The following is a 19,617-nucleotide window of genomic DNA, read 5'->3' on the forward strand; positions in this document are numbered from 1 at the left end:
CTCACACCGCGTTGAGAAGATCGTCGAGCATTGCGCTGATCGTAGTCAGCACCCGGCTCGATGCCTGATAGGAATGTTCAAGATCGAGAAGCAGCGCCATTTCGGTGTCCATGTCGACGCCGTTGGCGTTGGAGAGGGCTGCGTCTGCCTGGGTGGCAACCGTCGCATTATAGGAGAATTCGCTGTTGGCCTTCTGGCGCTTGCCTTCAAGCCAGCTGATGGATGACGCGCTGTAGTCCATCAGGCTGGAGCTGGCCGAAAGACCTGTTGCCGGATCGAACGCCATCGGCTCCGAGAAGGCTTCGTTGAGCGCCCGCAGGCGCTCGCTGAAACCGGCTGCGCCTTCGCTGTTATATTTGTAATCAAGCCCGTTGGCCCCGCCGTCACGCAGCAAGAGCGCGCTGCCCCCCTCGGAGGCAACAAAAGCCGAAGACACCTTGATGGTGCCTGCAATGCCCGCCGACACACCTGCGCCCGGAACATCCGGCGATCCGGCCCAGCTGAACAGACCCGTCTTGTCGGCGCCGACGCCGGTCTGGTCGCTTTCGGCAAACATCGTCACCAGATTGCGCGCAATCTCGTCAAGCTGCATCTGGTATTGCGGGGCGATCTGGTCGCGCAGTTGCAGCAAGCCGCTCAGGCGACCTGTTCCATAAGGCTGGTCGAATGTCTCGTGGTTGAGCGGAACCCCATCCACCAGCACCGCCTTGCCGGAAATGCCCGGCGCCAGCACCGTCGACTGCTCGAAGCTAACCTTGCGCGCCGTCGTCTCGAAAAGCGTCACGCCGTTTTCGGCAAAGATGACCATGTCATTGTCGCCGCGCATCATGGTGGTGATGCCGATCTCGCCGGAAAGCTGCTTCAGGATCGCATCGCGCTGATCCATATAGTCCGACACATCGCGATTGGCGCGCGTGCCGCCGACGATCTCCTGATTGACCTTCTCGAACTTGGCCAGAAGGTCATTGATGCTGGCGACGGAATCCGCGATTTCCCGGTCCGCATCGTTGCGCAGCGACTGGATCTGCTTCGTTCCGGCATTGAGCGCATTGGCGAGCGACTGCGCCGTCGACACCACGCTGTCGCCAAGCGCGCTGTTAGAAGGCGAAGCGGCATAGGTCTGGAGCGCATCGCGCAGATCGCCGATGAGGGCCGAAGGCGAGCCGGAATAATTGTCCGCCGAATAAAGCGACGAAAGGCGGTCGAGCCCGCCTGCGAGAATGGAAGAGGAAGAGGCCGTGCTGTTCGACTGGATGAACCTGTTGAACAAGGCCTCATCCGCCGACCGGCTGATCCCCACGTAAAGCGAGCCGTAAGGCCCCGATACGAGAGAAGCGGTGCGTCGGGAATAATCCGGATCGTTGGCCCTGGCGATATTGCTGGAGACAACGGAGGTCTGCTTGGACGTTGCCGCAAGCGAACTTTTGGCCGTCAGAAGAGCAGAACTAAGCGACATCTTACCCCATCCTACAAGTGCATTCCCGGCAGGCGCGATGCGGTCTCGCGCCCGGAAATGCGGCTAAAACAAACACCTGGAAAGCCCCTGATAATTCCGCTTCTATCGGAACTGCCCCATGGTGCGTGAACCGTGCCCGTTGCCCGGACGGTCCGTATTCTCAATGCCAGTGGTCCGGTTCCGGCATTTGCGTTCCCTCGGATAGAGGCGCCGTGCAAATGCCAAATTCAAACCACTGTTTCCGGGAAAGGCTTTTCACCCTCCCCGGAACTGGCCGGTTTAACGTTTCAGATTGACCAGCACGTCCATCAGTTCGGAGCCGGTCTGGAAGACTTTCGAATTGGCCGTATAGCTGCGCTGCGCCTCGATCATGTCGGTCAGTTCCTGCGCGATATCGGCATTGGATTCCTCCAGCGTGCCGGACATGACCTTGCCCATGCCCTCGCTCTGCGGGAAGCCGAGGCGAACGTCGCCCGATTCAGCGCTCGGCAGGAACACGTTGCCGCTCACCACCGTCATGCGATCCGGGCTTGCGACATTGGCAAGCGGAATGCGCGCCAGAACCTTCTGCGTGCCGTTTTCGTAGATGGCGACGACCGAGCCGTCATTGGCCACATCCACGCCCTTGACCGCCGACGGCGCCTGGCCGTTGATCTGCGCCTGCGAGATCGTGTATTCACCGGCGCGCTGCGTCGAGGCGCCGAGATTGAGGCTGAGGCTCTGGCCGCCATAAGGCCCGAGATCGACCGTCACGTCGCCTGCGGACGTCATCGCGCCCGTGGTCGGATCGAAGGTCAGCGTCGTCGGGCCGCCGACCACTGCATTGTCGGCTGCGTTCTTGACCGTGACGCTCCATTCGTCCGTGCCGGTCTTGCTGAAATAGACGTCGAGCGTGATCTTCTCGCCCTTGTCGTTATAGGAGATCAGCGAGGTCTTGTGATTGAACTCGCCGGCTGCCGGGACCTGATCGCTAGACGGCAAATTAACCGTGAAGGTGCCCGACGTGCTGCCTTCCGGCGGAAGGGCCGCGCTGTTGACATTGATGATGTTCAGGCCGGGGATCGTCAGCGCTCCGGCGGGGTCGTTCGGGCCTGCGCCCAGAAGATAATAGCCGGCTGAATTGACCAGATTGCCGTTCTTGTCGGGAACGAAGGAACCGGCGCGGGTCAGGAAGGTGGAGCCGTCCGCGCCCTGCACCACGAAATAGCCGTTGCATCGATGGCAAGGTCGGTCGTGGACGATGTGGAGCGGATGCCGCCCTGATCGGAAATGCCGTAACGAACATTGGTCAGCACGCTGCCGGAATTATACTGTCCGCCGGTGCTGGGCAGAACGAGCGACGAAAACTGGGTTTCGGCGCGCTTGTAACCGACGGTGCTTGCATTCGCGATGTTGTCAGCGACCGCCGACAGGCGGTTCGCCTGCGCGTTCATTCCCGAAACACCGGTCCGCATCATACCGTAGAGGCTCATTAGCAGCTCCTGATTGGTTGTATCACCATCATTGTGTCACCGGCCAAAATCCAAGAGTTCTGGGCCGGAATCCGTGAAGTCCAGCGATGGAATCGGCGACCCGACCCACTCATCCGCGATCAAGCTAATGAGCCACGCTTGCGTGAAACTGTAGCCTCGGGATGTTTTACGCTTTTACTGGGGAACCGACGCGGTTTCGGAAATCCGCAGACCTGCTCGAAATCGCGATACTGAAAGCATGTCTCCCGGAAGTGGGAACCGCCTTGGCGGGGAAGTCAGTCCGCCGGACTGGCTTCTGGTGTCGCTGCAATGCGGTGAGAACATGCGTGAAGACAAAGAGACAGTGCGCATCAACCTCATTCGATATTGATGCAGTAGCCGAGGAAGCGCTTGGAATCGATCGGATCGAAACCCATCTGCTCACGCAGCTTCTTGCGCAACTTGCTGATATGGCTTTCAACGACGTTTTCTTCGACTTCACTGTCGAAAATGCCGTAGATCGCGCTGAAAATCTGCGCCTTGTTCAGGCGGCGGCCGCGATTGGCAATCAGATATTCCAGGATGCGGCGCTCGCGGCGCGGCAGTGGAAAATCAACGCCGTTGATCTGCGGATCGCGGCCATCGGAGAAAACGCGGATCGGGCCAAGCTCGGTGCCATCGTCGCTGGAAGCGGCGGAAGCGCCCGCGCGGCGGCGGATCGCATTGATGCGCGCAAGGATTTCACGCACATGCACCGGCTTGCGCACAACATCGTCAACGCCTGATTGAAACAGCTCCAGCGTATGTTCCAGTGACGGACGGTCGTTGACGGCGATCACAGGCGCCTTGCAACGTTCACGAATCCGGGCCGGAAGGCGATGCTGATCGGCACATTCACCGATCAGGAAGGCCTCGACAGCCATGATGTCCTGCTGTGGAACGCTCTCCACCCACTCGTCGAAATCGGTAGGGGTAAAACCTGTCGTCGTGATGCCTTCGCGACCGAACCAGGATGAGTATCCTTCAGTCACAATATCTCTGTCGTCTACGACAACGATCATCGGCCCGCCTTCCGAATCAATATGTTAGCCCAAGCACGCTAGCAATAACTGGCGAGAGGAATCAGCAACAATGGCAATTAGTTGCCCGCAATAAATTGGGAGGCATTTTAGTTAGTGCTAAAATAGAGGGAATCGCATTGATTGCAACGCGCCTCATCCTTTAGGCGCAGAAACCTTAACCGAATATTAACGGCTCACGAACATTTACGATTCTTTACAAGGGCTTAAAATTTCGGTCGCTTTAACAGCACTTGCCGAAGGCTGCAACCGCCAATTGAACAAGCGCAACATGGGTGCACCTGACACTCTGTTACAACCTGTTAGAATTCGCAGGAATCGGGTTCACCCGAAGCAGAAGTTTCGCGCCTGCGGCGTCCAGTTTCCGAAGCCGGTGGCCACCATATTCGTCATCACGCGGCAGACGTAACGCTTCTGGGCGGGGTCGTTGTTCGGCCCCGCGTGATAGCGCGCGACGGCCATCGTCCAGTTGCCTTCGCGCTGGCGGAGCTGCTTCAAAAAGCGGGCCGCATAATCGACATTGAGGGTCGGCGTCAGCATCGCGGCGACCGACGGAAATTCCTTGCCGTGATAGTGATAGTTTATCTGCATGCAGCCTAAGTCGATCAACTTTGCGCCTTCGGCCCTGACCTCGTTGAAGCGCCTCACCGCCGCCATCTGCGACGGCATGAATTCGGCGCGCCCTTCGATGTTCATCGCATAAGGTTGCAGGGAGTTCTTGCGGCCGGTTTCCGTCAGCCCGACCGCGTAGAGAATGCCGAGCGGGACATCGTAGCGGGCCGACGCCCGGTGCATTTCGCGTTCGCAGATATTCTCGGCTCTGGCCGGGCGGCTGTCAGACAACCAGGCCGCGATTGCGGTCGTTATTGCGAACAATACCGTTCCCGCCATCCTGCGCGCCCTGCATGTCCGAACGCTCGCGTCCTGCCTGACCGGATTCATCATTCCGCCTGCCCTCGCCGCCCATGAGACCCGCCTGCGTCTCGCTCCCGTTCCGCCCGTCAAAACCCTGCTGCATGCTGAAAGCCTGCTGCTGGCCCGGTTGCTGGCCGCTGGCCTGCTGTTGCCCGGCATTATGCGATGCCTGCGCCTGCTGCACCGCGCCCGCCGCGTTGCGGTCAGTGACGGTCACGGAAATTTTCGCATCGTCCGCAACACCTGCCGCCTTCAGGGCTTTCTCGATCATGGAGCGGTCGGCGGCGAGCGTTTCCGCCGCATGGGTCTTTTCGGCGACGAGATGCACCTCCACCCCTTCCGATGCCACGCGGATACGCGCGGTCACCGCCCCGAGTTCTGCGGGATCGAGCCTGATCTGCAAGGTCTTGACCGTACCGAAGCTGCGTTCGGAAACCACCTGAATGTCGGCGATCCGCGCAGCGCCCTGCGACGGCGTGGCGGCTGCCTTGCTTTCTCCCGGCACATTGCTCTTGGGCGTCGGTTGCTGCGGCGGGATATCGGCCCTGTCCGGCGTCTGGCCCGACTGCCGCGCTTGCCCCTTGTCCGCGTTCGCGAGGCTGGTGAGATCGTCCGCAGCGTTTTCGCTCGGATTGCCGCCGGTCACCTTGGGTGCATCAGGGGCGACAAACTGCTCCGCCCTGGCGCTGGAAGAAGGCGTTGCCGGGGCCTGCCCCTTCTTCGGTTCGACATGCGCATCCGGCAGTTCGCCAGCCTGCTTCTCTCCCCCTTCCGGACCCGCTTCCTTAATTAAGGCAGAGAGCGGATCAGAGGGGTTTTTGTCGTTTTTGGCGATATTTCCTGTGGCAAAATTGTGATTTGGCCCCTTCAAATCAGGCGAAGAAGTGGCCAAAGAGAGGAGATTTTGCGGCAGAGCGAAAATTGCAGCCTGTTTCGCCCCCTCTTCATCCCTCATTTCGGCCTCGTCGGCCCTAGCTGCGTCGTCCTTTTCATCCTTCCTTTCGACCTTGCCCTGCGGTCGTTCCAGAAGCGAACTGAACAATTTCGCCGGGTCGGCCTGCCCCTCGCTTTCCGCCTCCGCCTTTGCCTGCGACGGACCGGAATTTCGGGCGAGCGAAGCAAGTCGGCTGGTCGAATTCAGCAAAATATCAACGCTCATTGAACGGTCTTTCCTAGCAAGGCATCGATTTCGGCAAGCTTGCGCCGCGCATCTTCCATCGTTTTCTGCAAATCGTCTTCCGGCTGGTTCTTGACAGGCTTGAGGCTGACGGCCATCGGAGCTGCCGCGGGGTTCGCAACCGGCTTTTCCGCCCGGTTTTCCGGCGGATTCGCTGTCGCCATCGGCGGCACATCCCTTTCGGTAAGGGCCGGTTTTGCGGGCGGCGAGGCATCCGGCGTGCGGGTAACGACCGTGCCGACCGCTTCGGCGGCCTTCAGCAGCTTGCGATCCGGTTCCTGCAGCTTGTCGGGCGAAATCTGCGACAGTTCCCGCAGCGCGCTGCCTGCCGAATCCGAGGCAACATCGCTTGCCGCCGCGTAGAGATTGGCGCGGGTGGGGTCGGTTTTCAGCTTGTCGGCAAGCTTTTTCGCCTCTGCCGACATGAAACGCGCCCGCTCCGTCTGGCCATCGACAAGCGCTCCGCGCGCGATTTGCAGATAGAGCGAATATTGCATCACCGGATCAGCCGAAGCGATCAGCCTTGCCAGTTCCGCATTGCCGATCCGGTCGTTGAGCTTTACCGCCGCATCGACAAATTGCGCCATGAAATCACGCATATAGGGCGAACGGGGAAAGCGCTGGAGATAATTTCGCGCCAGAAGCCTGATCTTGTCGGCATCGCCAAGCCGGGCTGCAATCGGCATCGAACGGCGGATCGCCGCTTCCTCGAACAGGGTGCCCGGCGCATCAAGCCGCACCTGATCGAGCCGCATCAGGGCCGTCGCAGGATCGAAGGCCGTCATCTGGCTGGCGGTGACGAGCACGATGGAGGCCTTCAGTTCCGAAGGAACATCGGGCGACAGCGGAACCGAGAAAAGCTTCACCACTTCAATCGTCTGGCCGGAAGCATAGGCAAGCGCTCCCTTGACCAGTTCCGGCGGCACGGCATCCGTCTTGAGGTCGGCAAGAACCTTGCGCACCGCTTCCGGATTGCCGCCATTGAAGAGATAGATGATCGCCGCATAGACATTTTCCGGATTGTTCCAGACGTCGCCCGGCGCCCGCCCCATATCCGTGCTGACGAAGCCCAGAAGCTTGTTGAGCATGACCACCGCTTCCGGCTTTCCGGCGACGATCTGGTCCTGCAACATGCGTAGCGAACGCACGAGCTTGTAGGGTTCCAGCACCGGCAGCGTGCGGGTCTCGGCCACCGCCTGCGCCTGCGCTGGAACTGGTGCCTGCGCGAAGGCCGGAGAGGCCGCTCCCGTCAGGGAAAGGCCTGCCACACATGCCAGGAGCGAGCGCGTGGCGAACCGCTTCATGGCGCGGACTTGAGGAAAATATCGATGCGGCGGTTTTCAGCCGCATTCGGATCGTTGGCGTTCTTCGGCTGGCGGTCGGCATAGCCTTCCACGCGCAGCACGCGCTTTTCATCAAGCCCGCCGCGAACCAGCATGTAATAGGCCATCTGCGCGCGCGCCGAAGAGAGACGCCAGTTGTCATAGGTCGCGCTCTTGAACGGACGCGCATCGGTATGCCCGCTGATGATGACTTCGCCCGGCTGGCGGGAAATCACCTGCGCGATGCGCTCCAGCATCTGCACCACGCGGGCGTCCGGCTTGGCGGAGCCGATGGTGAACATGCCGTAGTCGATCTTGTCGGTAAGCTGGATCATCACGCCGCCATCGACGGGAACGACCGTCACATCGGGCATCGGCTCGGCTTTCTTTGCCGCCGCACCTTCCTTCGCGGTTTCGCCTTCAGCCGCCTTTTTCAGATCGGCGATGAGCTGCTCCTGCCTTTCTGCTGGCGTTCCTGCTGGCGCTTCCGCAGGCTTTGCAGCCGCCTCCGGTTTCGGCTGGGCCGCTTCCGGCCTGGGCGGCGTGGCCGGTGCCGCATCCGGCGGCGTCAGATCCTCGACAGCCTTGCTCGACCAGTAATCGGGGCTGAACGGATCGCGATAGGCTTCGCCGCCATCGGCGCCGGTTGCGGGACCGGATTTCGACGTGCCGCCATCGCCCTTGGCAGACTGGTTCTGCAGAACGCCGGTTTCGTGGGCCAGTTCCGACAGCACCGCATAGGGTTCGCGGAAAAGCTGGCGCTCTTCCTGTTCGCTCGGCGGCGCGACGGTCGTATCGTTGATGACCTTGGTGCTGTTTTCGATCTTCTGGTCGCTTTCATAGCGAACCTTGCCGTCTTTCTCCTCGACATCCTGCACGCCCTTCGGGCTTGAATGCCGGTCCATCAGCTTGACGGGATTGAAATAGCTGGCAACCGCCGCCTTGGTTTCCTCATTGGCGGCATTGATGAGCCACATCACGAGGAAGAAGGCCATCATGGCGGTCATGAAGTCGGCATAGGCGATCTTCCACACGCCACCATGATGGCTGTCATGGTCGTCATGCCCGCCGCGGCGCACAATGATGATCTCGCGCTTGGTTTCGGGATCGATGTTCATTGAACCGCAGCCTTCAATTCTTCAAGAAGCGGCGCGATGCGCGTTTCAAGCACCCGGTCGCCAAAGGAAAAGGAAAGTTCGTCCGCGCCGGTTTCCGAGAACCGGCAGCCGGACGGCAGCAGGGCGGCGTGATCGCGGAGCGGCAAAACCAGCCGCGCCGGGCCGGAAATTTCCGGCGCTTCGCCGTCGAGCGCCAGCGCCGCAATGCGGCGCGCAAATTCCGCAACCGCCTCGCGCTCCATCTTTTGCGCCAGCAATGGCATCAGAATTTCCGCGATCTGGCCGGAAAAACTGCGCTCCAGCGCGGCCAGCGCTTCGGTGAGGCTTCCCGCCAAAAGCAGGGCCTGCTCACGCGAAAATGCAGCGCGCAACGTTTCGATTTCGGCCTCATGCTCCCGCAGAAGCCGCGTCTTCTCCGCCTCATAGAGCGCCTCGGCTTCGCGGTGTCCGTCTTCCCGCCCGGCTTCAAAGGCAGCGCGTTTTTCTTCCTCGCCGGCGATGATGGCCGCGACTTCCGCCTGCTCGGCGGCAGCGGACTTTTCGGCAGAAGCCGCACGCTTCGGCGCCTCGCTGCCGGCTTGCGGCGCAGGCGTTTCCTTCAGCGGTTTCGGCGGCAAAGGCGCGGCAATGATCTCGACCGCCTCATCCTCAATGTGACGGGTCGAGAAATCGGGAAGATAACGGCTGAGGGAAAGCGCGCTCATCGTCAGGCCGCCTCAAGCTCCGGCATGACCGAAGCCTTTGCGGTCGATTCCCTCAATGGCTGGGCCTCGCGGCTGGTGGCGGTTTCGTGAATCCACTGCTTGAGAACGGCAGCAACGCGCTCCTCGTCCATGTCGATCATCTGTTCCAGTCGCAGCTTTGCAGGCATGCGCATGCGCTGGCGAAGATCGCTGAGGCTTGTCTTCATCTGGTCGGCATAGGCTTCCGGCCCTCCGATGACGGCCTGTACGCCCTGTGCCCCTTGTACGCCTTCGCCTGCCGCCTGACCGCCGACGAAATCGGGTGCAGCCACGTCGCTTGTCTCGCGGATGGCGACTTCCGTGCCGGCAGTCCTGGCATTCTGGTCACGCAGCAGCGGACGCAGGCCGAACCAGATCAGCAGACCGACAGCGGCAAGGATCGCAAGCGCATTGACATAGGAGCCGCTCTGGCGAAGCACCGTGTCGGTCCACGGCGTGGAGACCGGTTCCATGTCGGCACCGGCAGGGTCAAGGAAGTTGACCGCCGTCACGTTGATGACGTCGCCGCGATCCGCGTTGAGACCGGCAGCGGTTGCCACGAGGTCGCGAATCTTGGCGATCTGCTGGTCGACGAAATTGGCGGGCGGCGGCGTGGTGCCTGCGGTTTCCAGAAGCCGCGCCTGATCGATGACCACGGCGATGGACAGGCGCTTGACGGTATAGCCGTCGCTGACGGTGGAAACCGTCTTGCTGTTCATTTCGTAATTGGTCAGTTCCTCGCGGCGGTCGGTCTTTTCCGACGAGCTTTCGCCGTTGCGGTTCTGGATTTCTTCCTGCGGAATGTTCTGTTCGACGCCGGTTGCGTTGTCATTGCGATTGTTGCGGGAATCGCCGCTCTCACGGACAACGCGCACCGAACGCTCGACACGGGATTCGGGATCGAAGATGGTTTCGTTGGTCTGGCGGCGATCCGTATCGAGCACGGCCTGAACGCTTGTCTGGAAATGCCCCATGCCGAGATAGGGCGCCAGCGCCTTGCGAATGCTGTCGTCCACATTGCCTGCGACCTGCTGCTCCAGCGAGGCGGTCATCAACGCTGCGCCATTGGCGGCTTCGCCCGCCGACGCCAGGAGGCGGCCATTGGTGTCGAGGACGGTCACGGCGGAAGCATCGAGCGAGGGAACGGCGGCGGCGACCAGCTGGCGGATGGACTGGGCGGATTCGGCGGCAAAGCCGCCTTCGGCGCGGATGACGACCGAGGCCGACGGCTTCTGGTCGCCACGGCGGAACGAACCCTTTTCGGCGAGCACGATGTGGACGCGGGCGGCCTTCACGCCGCGAATGGCCTGAATGGTGCGGGCGATTTCGCCTTCCAGCGCGCGCACACGGGTGATTTCCTGCATGAACGAGGTGAGGCCGAGCGAACCCATATTGTCGAAAAGTTCATAACCGGCATTGTTCGAGGTCGGCAGGCCCTTTTCGGCCAGATACATGCGGGCGTTTTCCGCCTTGCCGATGGGCACGAGAAGGGACGAGCCATCGGCCTTCACATCGAAAGGAATGCCTGCCTCGCCAAGCGCAAGGCCCATGCGGTTCACGTCGTCACGCGAAAGACCGACATAGAGCGTCTCATAGGAGGGGCGGCTCAGATAGATGCTCGTATAGAGGATCGCGGCCATGAGCGCGGCGCCCACAAGTCCGAGCGCCACGAGTTTTCGCGCGCCAAGCTTGCCGAGCGTACCCTTGAGCTGTTCGATCAATTGCTGGAAATTCTGCTGCATCCACACCACCGCCATAATGTTGCATGCAACCTAGCCCGCGAAGCTTGCGCGAAAGTGGCGGCTGATGAAGCAAGTGCTTCCGGAAACTGGAAATGAGCGCAAAGAATTGGGGCGCGGAATGAATCCCGCGCCCCGTTTTCCGCCCAAAGACATCCGATCCGATCAGGTCGGTTCGGATGCGAACCCCTGATTTGCCTGAGAACTCGCGAGCGCCGGCAACCCGGCGCCCGTTGCAGAAGCGCGTCTCATTTCGGGACGCGCTCCCATGCTGGCTCAGTTATGATTAGCCGCGGAACAGCGACAGGATCGACTGGCTCGACGAGTTGGCGATCGAGAGAGCCTGAACGCCGAGCTGCTGCTGAACCTGGAGAGCCGACAGACGAGCCGATTCCTTGTTCATGTCAGCGTCAACGAGCTGGCCAACGCCCTTTTCGATGGAGTCGGACAGGTTCGAGACAAAATCCTTCTGCATGTTGATGCGGGACTTTGCTGCGCCGAGTTCAGCTGCGCCGTTCGCCATCTTGCCCATGGCGGTTTCGATGGTGCCCAGGAAAGCTTCGATTGCGGCGTCGTCGGCTGCTGCTTCAACGTCGATGGCCATCACGTCGACCAGAACGCCGCCAGCAGTGCCGTCAGCCTTGGTCAGGACGAGATTGGAGGTGTCGACGTCGATCTTGCCGACCTTGACGGTGCCGTCAGATGCACGGTCGTAGGACGACACAACGCTAAAACCAGCGGCTGCGCCTGCGGTGTCGGAAGCGAGCAGGTTCGAACCGGCATAGTTCGCACCCTTGGCGGTGCTGCTCAGCTGGTCGATCATGACCTTGATTTCCGACTGGATCTTTTCCTTGTCGGAAGCGCTCGATCCGATTGCCGAAACAACCTTTTCCTTGATCTTGTCGACGACTTCGATCGCCTTGTTCATGGCGGTGTAAGCCGTGTCGATCTTACCGGCGCCGAGGCCCAGAGCGTCCTGAACGGCAGAGTTTGCCTTGTTGTCGGAACGCATCGTGGTCGCGATCGACCAGTAAGCAGCGTTGTCGGCGGCTTCGCCAACGCGCAGACCGGTGGAAATACGGCCCTGAGTGGTTTCCAGCGACCGGTTCGTCGAAGCCAGGTTCTGGAGAGCGGTCAGAGCGGAAGAATTAGTCAGAAGACTTGCCATAGTTTTTTGCCCCTTGGGAAAAACAATCTGAGGGACAGGCCGGGTTTCAGATTACCGGCATGGTGGAGCGGCATCATGCCTGTTGCCGCGTAACGCGCGGAAACCCACCATGAGCCGACAGTTAGAACCCAAACATTAAAGAAAGGCTAATTTATTCCGTCAAAATTTAACCGATTCGCAAATTCCCATTCGGAATTTTGCTTGGTGCGGTTTGAAGCGTACCAAAACGGGTCAGGAGAACGAACGTATCAGGCTTCCGACCAGTATGTTCCAGCCGTCGATCAGCACGAAGAACAGAATCTTGAACGGCAGCGAGATTACCGTCGGCGGCAGCATCATCATGCCCATGGACATGGTAAGCGTCGCCACGACGAGATCGATCACCAGAAAGGGCAGCACGATCAGGAAGCCGATTTCAAACCCGCGCCGCAGTTCCGAAATCATGAAGGCGGGAACCAGAACGCGGAAATCGACGATGCCGTCATCTCCGGTGCGGAAGGATGGATCGGCGAGGTCTTCAAAGAGCCGCAGGTCCTTGTCGCGCACCTGTCCCAGCATGAATTCGCGGAAAGGCTGGGAAATTTCGGTGAAAGCCGCCTGTTGGGTGATTTCATTACGCATCAGCGGCTGCACGCCATTGTTCCACGCGCGGTCGAAGGCGGGCGCCATGACATAGAACGTCATGAACAGGGCGAGCGAAATCATCACCATGCTGGCGGGCGCGGTCTGGAGGCCGAGGCCCGAACGCAAAAGCGAAAAGGCGATGGCGAAGCGCGTGAAGCTCGTCACCATGATGAGAATGCCCGGCGCGATGGAAAGCACCGTCAGCAGCCCGAACAATTGCACGATCTGGCCGCTCGCCGCGCCGCTGCCTGCCGGAAGCAGGTTGTCGAGCGTCAGCGCCTGCTGCGCCTGAGCGGACACCGTGAGGGCGAGCGTCAGGACGACGCCGAGGCCAAGGAGCTTTTTCATTCTACCACCAGCGCCGAGATGAAGACGCGGTCGACCGCGCCTTCCGAACGCAGGCGCGCGCGTTCTTCCAGATCGGCGCGCAGATAGGCAAGCCCCGCCGCGCCCTGCAATTGCATGAGATTGACGCTGCGCAGGAAGCTCAGGAAATCGTCGCCGACGCTTGCCGCCAGCGCCGCCGGAATTTCATGTCCGGGCTTTGCCACCAGCGACGCTTCGAGGCGCACCCATGTATCCTGCGGAATGCCGAGATTGGTCACAATCGGCTGCAGGGGCACCACCGTGCCGATGGAGCGCGATTCGAAGTCGCCCTTTTTCGGCTTGTCTTCCTTGCCGGAGACCTTTGCCGACGCCAGCTGATCGGCGGAAATCATGCCGCCCAGATACCAGCCGCCCCCACCCGCGATGACGGTCAGGACCGCGACAGCCGCAAGCAGCGTCCTCAGCGAGCTTTTCGCCTTGCCGTCCGTTTCCGTTGTCGTCGTGTCGCTCATATCCGGCATGCCTCAGAAGGGAGAAACCTGATCGAGAATCTGCTGGCCGTAAGGCGGCTGCTGAATCTCGCTCAGTCGTCCGCGCCCGCCATAGGAAATGCGGGCTTCGGCGATCTTGTCGTAGGAAATCGTGTTGTTGCCGGAAATATCGCGCGGGCGCACGACACCGGCGACGTTCAGCACGCGCAGTTCATTGTTGACGCGCACTTCCTGCGACCCGCGGATGATCATGTTTCCGTTCGGCAGCGTATCGGTGACGATGGCCGCGACCTGCAGGCGGATGTCTTCGCTGCGCTCGATGGTACCCTTGCCCTTCGACTTGCTGTCGGAATGGGTGTTGACCGAAGCGTCCATGTCGCCGCCGGCGCCAGCGCCTGTGCTACTGCTGGTCGCAAAGGAACCGCCCGCGCCGTAAATGCCCTTCGACACGCGCTCGCGGTCGGTCTTGTTATCGAGATTGGCGCGGTCGTTGATGGAAATGATAACCGTCAACACATCGCCGGGCGTCGCCGCGCGCGGGTCCTTGAAGAAATTGGTCGAACGCTGGTCCCAGAGCGAATAGGACGCCTTGCTCGGGCGCGCCGGATAGCCGTTGAACTGCGGATTGTTCTGCATGCCGAGATTGGCCGCGACGGGGGACAGGTCGGGCGCGCGGCCGATTTCCTCCGGCTTGGTCGCGCAACCGGCAAGGAGGACCAGGGTTGCTGCTGCAAGGGTGGCTTTGTTCATGCTGTTCTTCATTGCACCGTATTCCCGGTCTGCGCTGCGGCGCGCTGGTCGCTGACAGGCTGCGGCGCGGTCGAGGTGCGCTGCGAGCCGACGATGACGCGGGCGAGCTTGGCCGCCTTTTCCGGCGACATTTCATTGAGGATGATGCTGGAGACGCGCGGATTAAGCTTGAGGATCAGGGCTGCCGCCGCTTCATCGCCGATCAGCGTCATCTGCGCCGCCGCCGCCTCCGGCTTCATCTTCGAGATGATATCCACCAGCGAATCCTGCGCCTTGCTGACGAACTCGTCGCGGCGCTTAAGCCACATTTCATATTCCCGGCGCTTTTCCTCAAGCGCCCGCATCCGCTCCTCGACATCGGCCTTCAGCTCGGTCAATTGTCTGGCCTGAAGCGCATAGCGGGCATCCGCCGCCTGATCATCGATATTGCCGCAGAACTTGCGGATTTCATCGAGATTGCCGAGTGATGGCGGATCGGCAAAAGCGGGAACGGACGCCGCCAGAAACAGCGCCACCGCCGAACCATACCGGATCATTCTACGAGCCTTGGTCATTGCACCACCAGTTCCGCATGAAGCGCGCCGGATGTCTTGATGGCCTGCAATATCGCGATGATGCCGGTCGGCTTCACGCCGATCTGGTTCAGGCCCTTCACCAGATTTTCAAGGTTCGCGCCGGTCAGGATGCCGATCTTGGCGTTCTGCTGATTGACGGCGATATCGGTATTCGGCTCAACCGCCGTCACGCCGTCGCTGAACGGCTCAGGCTGGACGACCATCGGCGTTTCCGTCACGCGGACCGTCAGGCTGCCGTGGCTGATCGCGACTTTGGAAATGCGCACCTTCTCGCCGATGACAACGGTTCCCGTCCGCTCATCCACCACCACCCGCGCCACTTCGTCGGTCGTGATCGGCAGGCCCTCGAGCTCGGCCAGAAAACGCGCCGCTGGCACATTCTTCGGACGCGACAGGCGGATCGTCTTGGCATCGCGCGCAATGGCCACACCGCGACCATAACGGCGCTTGGCGAAGACATTGATCGTATCGGCAGCGCGCACGGCAGTGGTGAAATCGGGATCGCGCAGCTCGACGATCATTTCGCTTTCCTTGCCGAAATTGCCGGCCACTTCGCGCTCGACCAGCGCGCCGTTGGGAATGCGCCCGGAGGTCGGCACGCCCTGCGTCACGCTTGCGGCTTCACCTTCGGCCGAAAAGCCGGACACGATCATGTTGCCCTGCGCGACGGCATAGATCTGGTTGTCCGCGCCCATGAGCTGGGTCATGACGAGTGTGCCGCCTTGCAGCGAGGTCGCATCGCCAAGCGACGATACCGTGATGTCGATGCGCGAACCGGCACCGGCAAAGGCGGGCAGGTTGGCGGTCACGATGACCGCGGCCGTGTTCTTGGAACGGGTGGAATTGCGCGGCGCGCTGATGCCGAGATTATCCAGCATGGCGCGCATGGACTGTTCGGTGAAAGGCGAATTGCGCAGGCTGTCGCCCGTGCCCTTGAGGCCGATGACGAGGCCATAACCCACGAGCTGGTTTTCGCGTACGCCCTGAATGGTGGCGATGTCCTTCAGGCGGGCAACCGCGCTGCCGCGACCAAGCTCCGCATAAGCCATTCTGGACGGATCGCCGCCGGAGCCGAGCCAATCGGCATCGGCATCAACCGCGGAGCCGAATTCCCGCGCATTCTTGGACGACTCGTCCGCAAGGCTTGCGACAGGCTGGGAAACGAGGGCCAGGACGGCGAGCAGGGTGGCGAAAGTCTTTCTCACTGCATCCCCACCTGAATACGCCCATCGGCCAGCACCGTTCCGGACACGATGATGCCGCTATCGACGTTGCGAACCTTGACGAAATCGCCAGCCGCACCCGATTCGAGCGGCGTTCCCATGGCGGTGATTGTCAGCGTACCGGCGGTAAACACCAGCGGCGCCGGAACGCCGCGCGTGACCAGCGACGGCTCGCCCAGGGCCGAAACGAGGATCGGCTTGCCCGGAAGCAGCGTCTTGCGCGCCACCTTGCCCGCCGCCTGATCGAGCGACAGCACATATTGGCTTGCTGCGGGCGCATTGATAAAGAACTGCTTTTCCAGCAGAGCCGTGTCGCTCACGATCTGGCCGGGATAGACGGTGGCCGAAGGCACGACAAAAGCGATGCGGTCGGCAGCATTTGCACCGGCTGTTGCCGCGAGCAGCAATCCGCCTGCAAGCGCCAGCCCTGTTTTCCGGAAGATTGCTTTCGCCAGCCCCATCGCCGTCACCGTCAGCGCAGGTTCTTCGACACGGTTGCCGCCATTTCGTCGGCAGCCTGAATGACCTTGGAATTCATTTCATAGGCGCGCTGCGCCGTGATGAGATCGGTGATTTCCTTCACCGGATCGACATTCGACGCTTCGAGATAGCCTTGCTTGATCGAGCCGTAGCCCGGATCGCCCGGAACGCCGACCAATGGGCCGCCGGATGCTTCCGTTTCGCGGTAGAGATTGCCGCCGAGCGGCTCCAGACCTGCTTCATTGGTGAAGTTCGCAAGGGTGAGCTGGCCGAGATCGACCTGATTGATCTGGTCCTGCAATTTCGCGAAAACCTGGCCCGTATCGGTGATCGTCACTTCAATGGCATCCGGCGGAATGGTGATCGCCGGTTCGACCGGATTGCCGTCGAGCGTCACGAGCTGGCCGTCGGGGTTCTTGTTGAACGCACCGGCGCGCGTGTAAAGCGTCTCGCCGGTCGGGCTCTGGATCTGGAACCAGCCGCGCCCAGTCAGCGCCACGTCGTAAGGATTGCCAGTCTGGTTGAAACTGCCCTGAATGTGGAGGTTGCGCACCGCCGCCGTCTGCACGCCAAGGCCGACCAGCGCGCCCTCCGGCACGATGGACTGGTTTGCCTGATTGGGCACGCCTGCCGTCCGCTCGGACTGGTACAGAAGATCGGAAAATTCCGCACGTGCGCGCTTGAAGCCGGTCGTGTTGATATTGGCGATGTTGTTGGCGATCACTTCCAGATTGAGCTGCTGGGCGTTCATGCCTGTTGCGGCAATCGTCAGGGCTTTCATGGCGCGTCCTTAATCTCTCGTCTGGACAGAAGTCTGAATCACAAGTCGCCATGCGGGTTGCAAACGGCGACTTCCGGATCAGACGCTAGATGGGCATACGGCTGATTTCGAGATAGGCCTGCACGATCTTGTCGCGGATCGCGATGGCGGTCTGAAGCGACTGCTCGGCTTCCATGACGGAGCTGACCACATCGCGCACCGGCGCATCGCCCTTGATGCCCTGAATGGAGGTTGCTTCGGCGGCCTGCAGCTTCTGGCCGACGGAATCCGTCATCTGGGACAGGACCTCGCCGAAGGAAGCGCCCGGCGCCGCCGGAACGGCCTGCGGCGCGGAAGCCGAGCCCACGCCCTTTTCGGCGACAGTCTCGGAAAGGCGCGACAGGGCATTGCGCGCCGAAATACTCATGATCGAGTCGTACATTATGTGCTCCTCAAGAGATCGATGGTCATGGAAATCAGCTCACGGGCTTGTTTCACGACCTGCAAATTGGCTTCGTAGGAACGATTGGCTTCGCGCATGTCCGCCATTTCAACGACCATGTTGACGTTGGGATAGCGGACATAGCCGCGCTCATCCGCTGCGGGGTGGCTCGGCTCGTATTGTTCGATGAAGGGCGACGTATCCTTGCCGACTTCCGCAATGCGGACTTCGGCGGCGCCGGTGCCCTGCTCCAGCTCGGTGCGGAAGGAAACCGTCTTGCGGCGATAGGGATCGGCATCGGCGGTCTTGGCAGTCGACTGCGCATTGGCGATGTTTTCGGAAACAATGCGCAGACGCGTCGATTGGGCCGAAAGGCCCGACGCTGCGATCTTCAATGTGCTCTGCAAGGCATCGGAAGACATGGCTATCCCTTCGCTACCGACAGCATCATGCGGTGGAACGCCTTCACGATGCTTGTGTTGAGCGAATATTCGCGGGCGATCTCACCGGCCTTCATCATTTCCTGTTCGACATCGACCGTGTTGCCGGAATGGGTCTGCTCGGTGATGTCGTCGGGGCGCAGGCGCGCTCCGGCGATCCCGTCGGCCTCGGCTTCCAGGTGCAAAGGGCTGGTGGCAGCCATGGTGAGCTGCGTCTTGTCCAGCACATCCGCAAAGGGCTGCACGTCACGCGCGCGAAAATCCGGCGTATTCGCATTGGCGACATTGCCCGCAACCGTGGCCTGCCTTACCGACAGCCACTGCGCCTGCCTTGCGGCCAGATCGAAGAGATGAATCGGCCCCATATCTATTACCCGCCATCCTTATTCACTGTTCGTTAACCTACAGGGCGAATCTTGTGCGAGACTTGCGTGATGCCGGGAAACCGGCTAACTGCCAGCCATCGTCAACGCGAACCGGGAGGTGCGACATGCTGAACAAGACAGAATTTGCCGCGCTCGCTGGTTTCGGATCGCGCGGAGGCGCGACCGTTTAAGGCGTTTCCGACGTTTCCTGTCGGCCAGCGGGCATTCTTCATCGAAACCCGGAGCGTCGTGCATCCACCGGATGCATGAAGTCGCTTCATGGCGCGCACATGCGCCTTACAGGAACCCACTGTCATGAAACAGAATGGACAGCCTCGCGCTGCAGACGATATCGCCGTGACCCTCGAACCGGTCAGGCAGACGGACTACCAGCAGGTGATTGCCCTCAATCCCCATCCGCATCAGCAGGACTTCGTGGCCAGCAATGAGGAATCGCTTGAAGATGCCGGGGAGAATCCGGCCTGTGTTCCACTCCTTGTCCGGGCCGGAGGCGAGCCGGTCGGCTTTGCCATGTATGCCCTTGATGAAGACGATGGAAACTACTGGATTTATCGCCTCATGATCGATGCGCGCCATCAGGGCAAGGGCTATGGACGCGCAGCCCTCAGGCAATTGCTGGGCCTGCTGTCGGAACTGCCGGATTGCCCTTTCGTCATCCTCGGCCTTCAGCCGGGCAACGATGGTGCCCGGAGGCTCTATGAGCAGACAGGCTTCCGGATGACGGGGGAGGTCATCGGCGGCGAACTCATCATGAAATATGAGTTCTGACCCGAGCGGTTCCTGTTCTGACAGAAAAGCCGGAACCGCTCTAACTATTTGTTTTGTCGCATTATCCAGCGCATCGAAGCGGGATAGAAATCAGTCCAGTGAACTGATTTCCCCGCGTAGACGCTTCACACTTTTGCTGGAAATGCTCTAGCTGCCCCGCCCTCTGGGGCGGGGACTTGAAAAATGGCTTACGGCGCCTTCTGG

General features: G+C 60.9%; 19 protein-coding genes and 2 pseudogenes. 1 reads left to right on the plus strand and 20 read right to left on the minus strand.

Going from position 1 to position 19,617, the window contains the following annotated elements; translation table 11 throughout:
- Position 1: 1 nt before the first annotated feature.
- The 20 genes and pseudogenes from flgK to flgB form a co-directional block, all read right to left on the minus strand.
- The gene (flgK, locus tag ACS5UA_RS21310; RefSeq protein WP_176056230.1) at positions 2-1,456 is read right to left on the minus strand and encodes a flagellar hook-associated protein FlgK; all 1,455 of its coding nucleotides are present in this window, start codon (positions 1,454-1,456) and stop codon (positions 2-4) included.
- Positions 1,457-1,735: 279 nt separating this feature from the next.
- Positions 1,736-2,928, minus strand: a pseudogene (locus tag ACS5UA_RS21315) (flagellar hook protein FlgE).
- 356 nt (positions 2,929-3,284) lie between these two features.
- The gene (ftcR, locus tag ACS5UA_RS21320) at positions 3,285-3,968 is read right to left on the minus strand and encodes a flagellar transcriptional regulator FtcR (protein WP_006469399.1); all 684 of its coding nucleotides are present in this window, start codon (positions 3,966-3,968) and stop codon (positions 3,285-3,287) included.
- Between the two features lie 342 nt (positions 3,969-4,310).
- On the minus strand, positions 4,311-4,877 hold the full coding sequence (locus tag ACS5UA_RS21325) for a transglycosylase SLT domain-containing protein (protein WP_443101778.1): 567 nt from the start codon (positions 4,875-4,877) through the stop codon (positions 4,311-4,313).
- Positions 4,822-6,060 carry a flagellar hook-length control protein FliK gene (gene fliK / locus ACS5UA_RS21330; RefSeq protein ID WP_443101779.1) on the minus strand — a complete coding sequence of 413 codons (1,239 nt, stop codon included), beginning with the start codon at positions 6,058-6,060 and terminating at the stop codon, positions 4,822-4,824. Before fliK ends, ACS5UA_RS21325 begins: the two co-directional genes overlap by 56 nt.
- A gap of 59 nt (positions 6,061-6,119) precedes the next feature.
- Positions 6,120-7,382 (minus strand): annotated as a pseudogene (locus ACS5UA_RS21335) (chemotaxis protein); the annotation flags it as partial.
- Positions 7,379-8,518 (minus strand): MotB family protein, encoded by a 1,140-nt coding sequence (locus tag ACS5UA_RS21340; RefSeq protein ID WP_443101780.1) that lies wholly within the window; start codon positions 8,516-8,518, stop codon positions 7,379-7,381. The pseudogene ACS5UA_RS21335 and the gene ACS5UA_RS21340, both read right to left, overlap by 4 nt.
- A complete protein-coding gene (locus tag ACS5UA_RS21345) occupies positions 8,515-9,222 on the minus strand; it encodes a hypothetical protein (protein WP_443101781.1) in 708 nt (235 codons plus the stop codon). The genes ACS5UA_RS21340 and ACS5UA_RS21345 overlap by 4 nt, the downstream gene beginning before the upstream one ends.
- Before the next feature lie 2 nt (positions 9,223-9,224).
- The gene (gene fliF, locus ACS5UA_RS21350) at positions 9,225-10,997 is read right to left on the minus strand and encodes a flagellar basal-body MS-ring/collar protein FliF (RefSeq protein ID WP_443101782.1); all 1,773 of its coding nucleotides are present in this window, start codon (positions 10,995-10,997) and stop codon (positions 9,225-9,227) included.
- Positions 10,998-11,265: 268 nt separating this feature from the next.
- On the minus strand, positions 11,266-12,147 hold the full coding sequence (locus tag ACS5UA_RS21355; protein ID WP_100649102.1) for a flagellin N-terminal helical domain-containing protein: 882 nt from the start codon (positions 12,145-12,147) through the stop codon (positions 11,266-11,268).
- 231 nt (positions 12,148-12,378) lie between these two features.
- Positions 12,379-13,119 (minus strand): flagellar type III secretion system pore protein FliP, encoded by a 741-nt coding sequence (fliP, locus tag ACS5UA_RS21360; protein WP_100649104.1) that lies wholly within the window; start codon positions 13,117-13,119, stop codon positions 12,379-12,381.
- Positions 13,116-13,610, minus strand: coding sequence for a flagellar basal body-associated FliL family protein (locus ACS5UA_RS21365; RefSeq protein ID WP_176056238.1), 495 nt, complete (start codon positions 13,608-13,610; stop codon positions 13,116-13,118). The genes fliP and ACS5UA_RS21365 overlap by 4 nt, the downstream gene beginning before the upstream one ends.
- 12 nt (positions 13,611-13,622) lie before the next feature.
- A complete protein-coding gene (gene flgH, locus ACS5UA_RS21370) occupies positions 13,623-14,351 on the minus strand; it encodes a flagellar basal body L-ring protein FlgH (RefSeq protein ID WP_025091736.1) in 729 nt (242 codons plus the stop codon).
- A complete protein-coding gene (locus ACS5UA_RS21375) occupies positions 14,348-14,893 on the minus strand; it encodes a MotE family protein (protein WP_006469411.1) in 546 nt (181 codons plus the stop codon). The genes flgH and ACS5UA_RS21375 overlap by 4 nt, the downstream gene beginning before the upstream one ends.
- On the minus strand, positions 14,890-16,119 hold the full coding sequence (locus ACS5UA_RS21380; RefSeq protein ID WP_443101783.1) for a flagellar basal body P-ring protein FlgI: 1,230 nt from the start codon (positions 16,117-16,119) through the stop codon (positions 14,890-14,892). The genes ACS5UA_RS21375 and ACS5UA_RS21380 overlap by 4 nt, the downstream gene beginning before the upstream one ends.
- Entirely contained in the window at positions 16,116-16,598 is a 483-nt protein-coding gene (gene flgA, locus ACS5UA_RS21385; protein ID WP_443101784.1) for a flagellar basal body P-ring formation chaperone FlgA, read from the minus strand. Before flgA ends, ACS5UA_RS21380 begins: the two co-directional genes overlap by 4 nt.
- Positions 16,599-16,609: 11 nt before the next feature.
- On the minus strand, positions 16,610-17,398 hold the full coding sequence (gene flgG, locus ACS5UA_RS21390; protein ID WP_006471437.1) for a flagellar basal-body rod protein FlgG: 789 nt from the start codon (positions 17,396-17,398) through the stop codon (positions 16,610-16,612).
- A gap of 85 nt (positions 17,399-17,483) precedes the next feature.
- A complete protein-coding gene (locus tag ACS5UA_RS21395; protein ID WP_025091738.1) occupies positions 17,484-17,819 on the minus strand; it encodes a flagellar hook-basal body complex protein FliE in 336 nt (111 codons plus the stop codon).
- The gene (gene flgC, locus ACS5UA_RS21400) at positions 17,819-18,241 is read right to left on the minus strand and encodes a flagellar basal body rod protein FlgC (RefSeq protein ID WP_006469416.1); all 423 of its coding nucleotides are present in this window, start codon (positions 18,239-18,241) and stop codon (positions 17,819-17,821) included. Before flgC ends, ACS5UA_RS21395 begins: the two co-directional genes overlap by 1 nt.
- 2 nt (positions 18,242-18,243) lie before the next feature.
- Positions 18,244-18,624 carry a flagellar basal body rod protein FlgB gene (gene flgB / locus ACS5UA_RS21405; protein ID WP_006469417.1) on the minus strand — a complete coding sequence of 127 codons (381 nt, stop codon included), beginning with the start codon at positions 18,622-18,624 and terminating at the stop codon, positions 18,244-18,246.
- A 315-nt stretch (positions 18,625-18,939) separates the two neighbouring features.
- On the opposite strand from flgB, the gene ACS5UA_RS21410 reads away from it, so the two are divergent.
- Complete coding sequence (locus ACS5UA_RS21410) at positions 18,940-19,413, plus strand: GNAT family N-acetyltransferase (RefSeq protein WP_112671017.1); 474 nt, start codon at positions 18,940-18,942, stop codon at positions 19,411-19,413.
- Positions 19,414-19,617 lie beyond the last annotated feature (204 nt).

Origin of the sequence: Brucella sp. RRSP16, assembly GCF_052246815.1 — a bacterium.
Lineage (GTDB): Bacteria > Pseudomonadota > Alphaproteobacteria > Rhizobiales > Rhizobiaceae > Brucella > Brucella intermedia.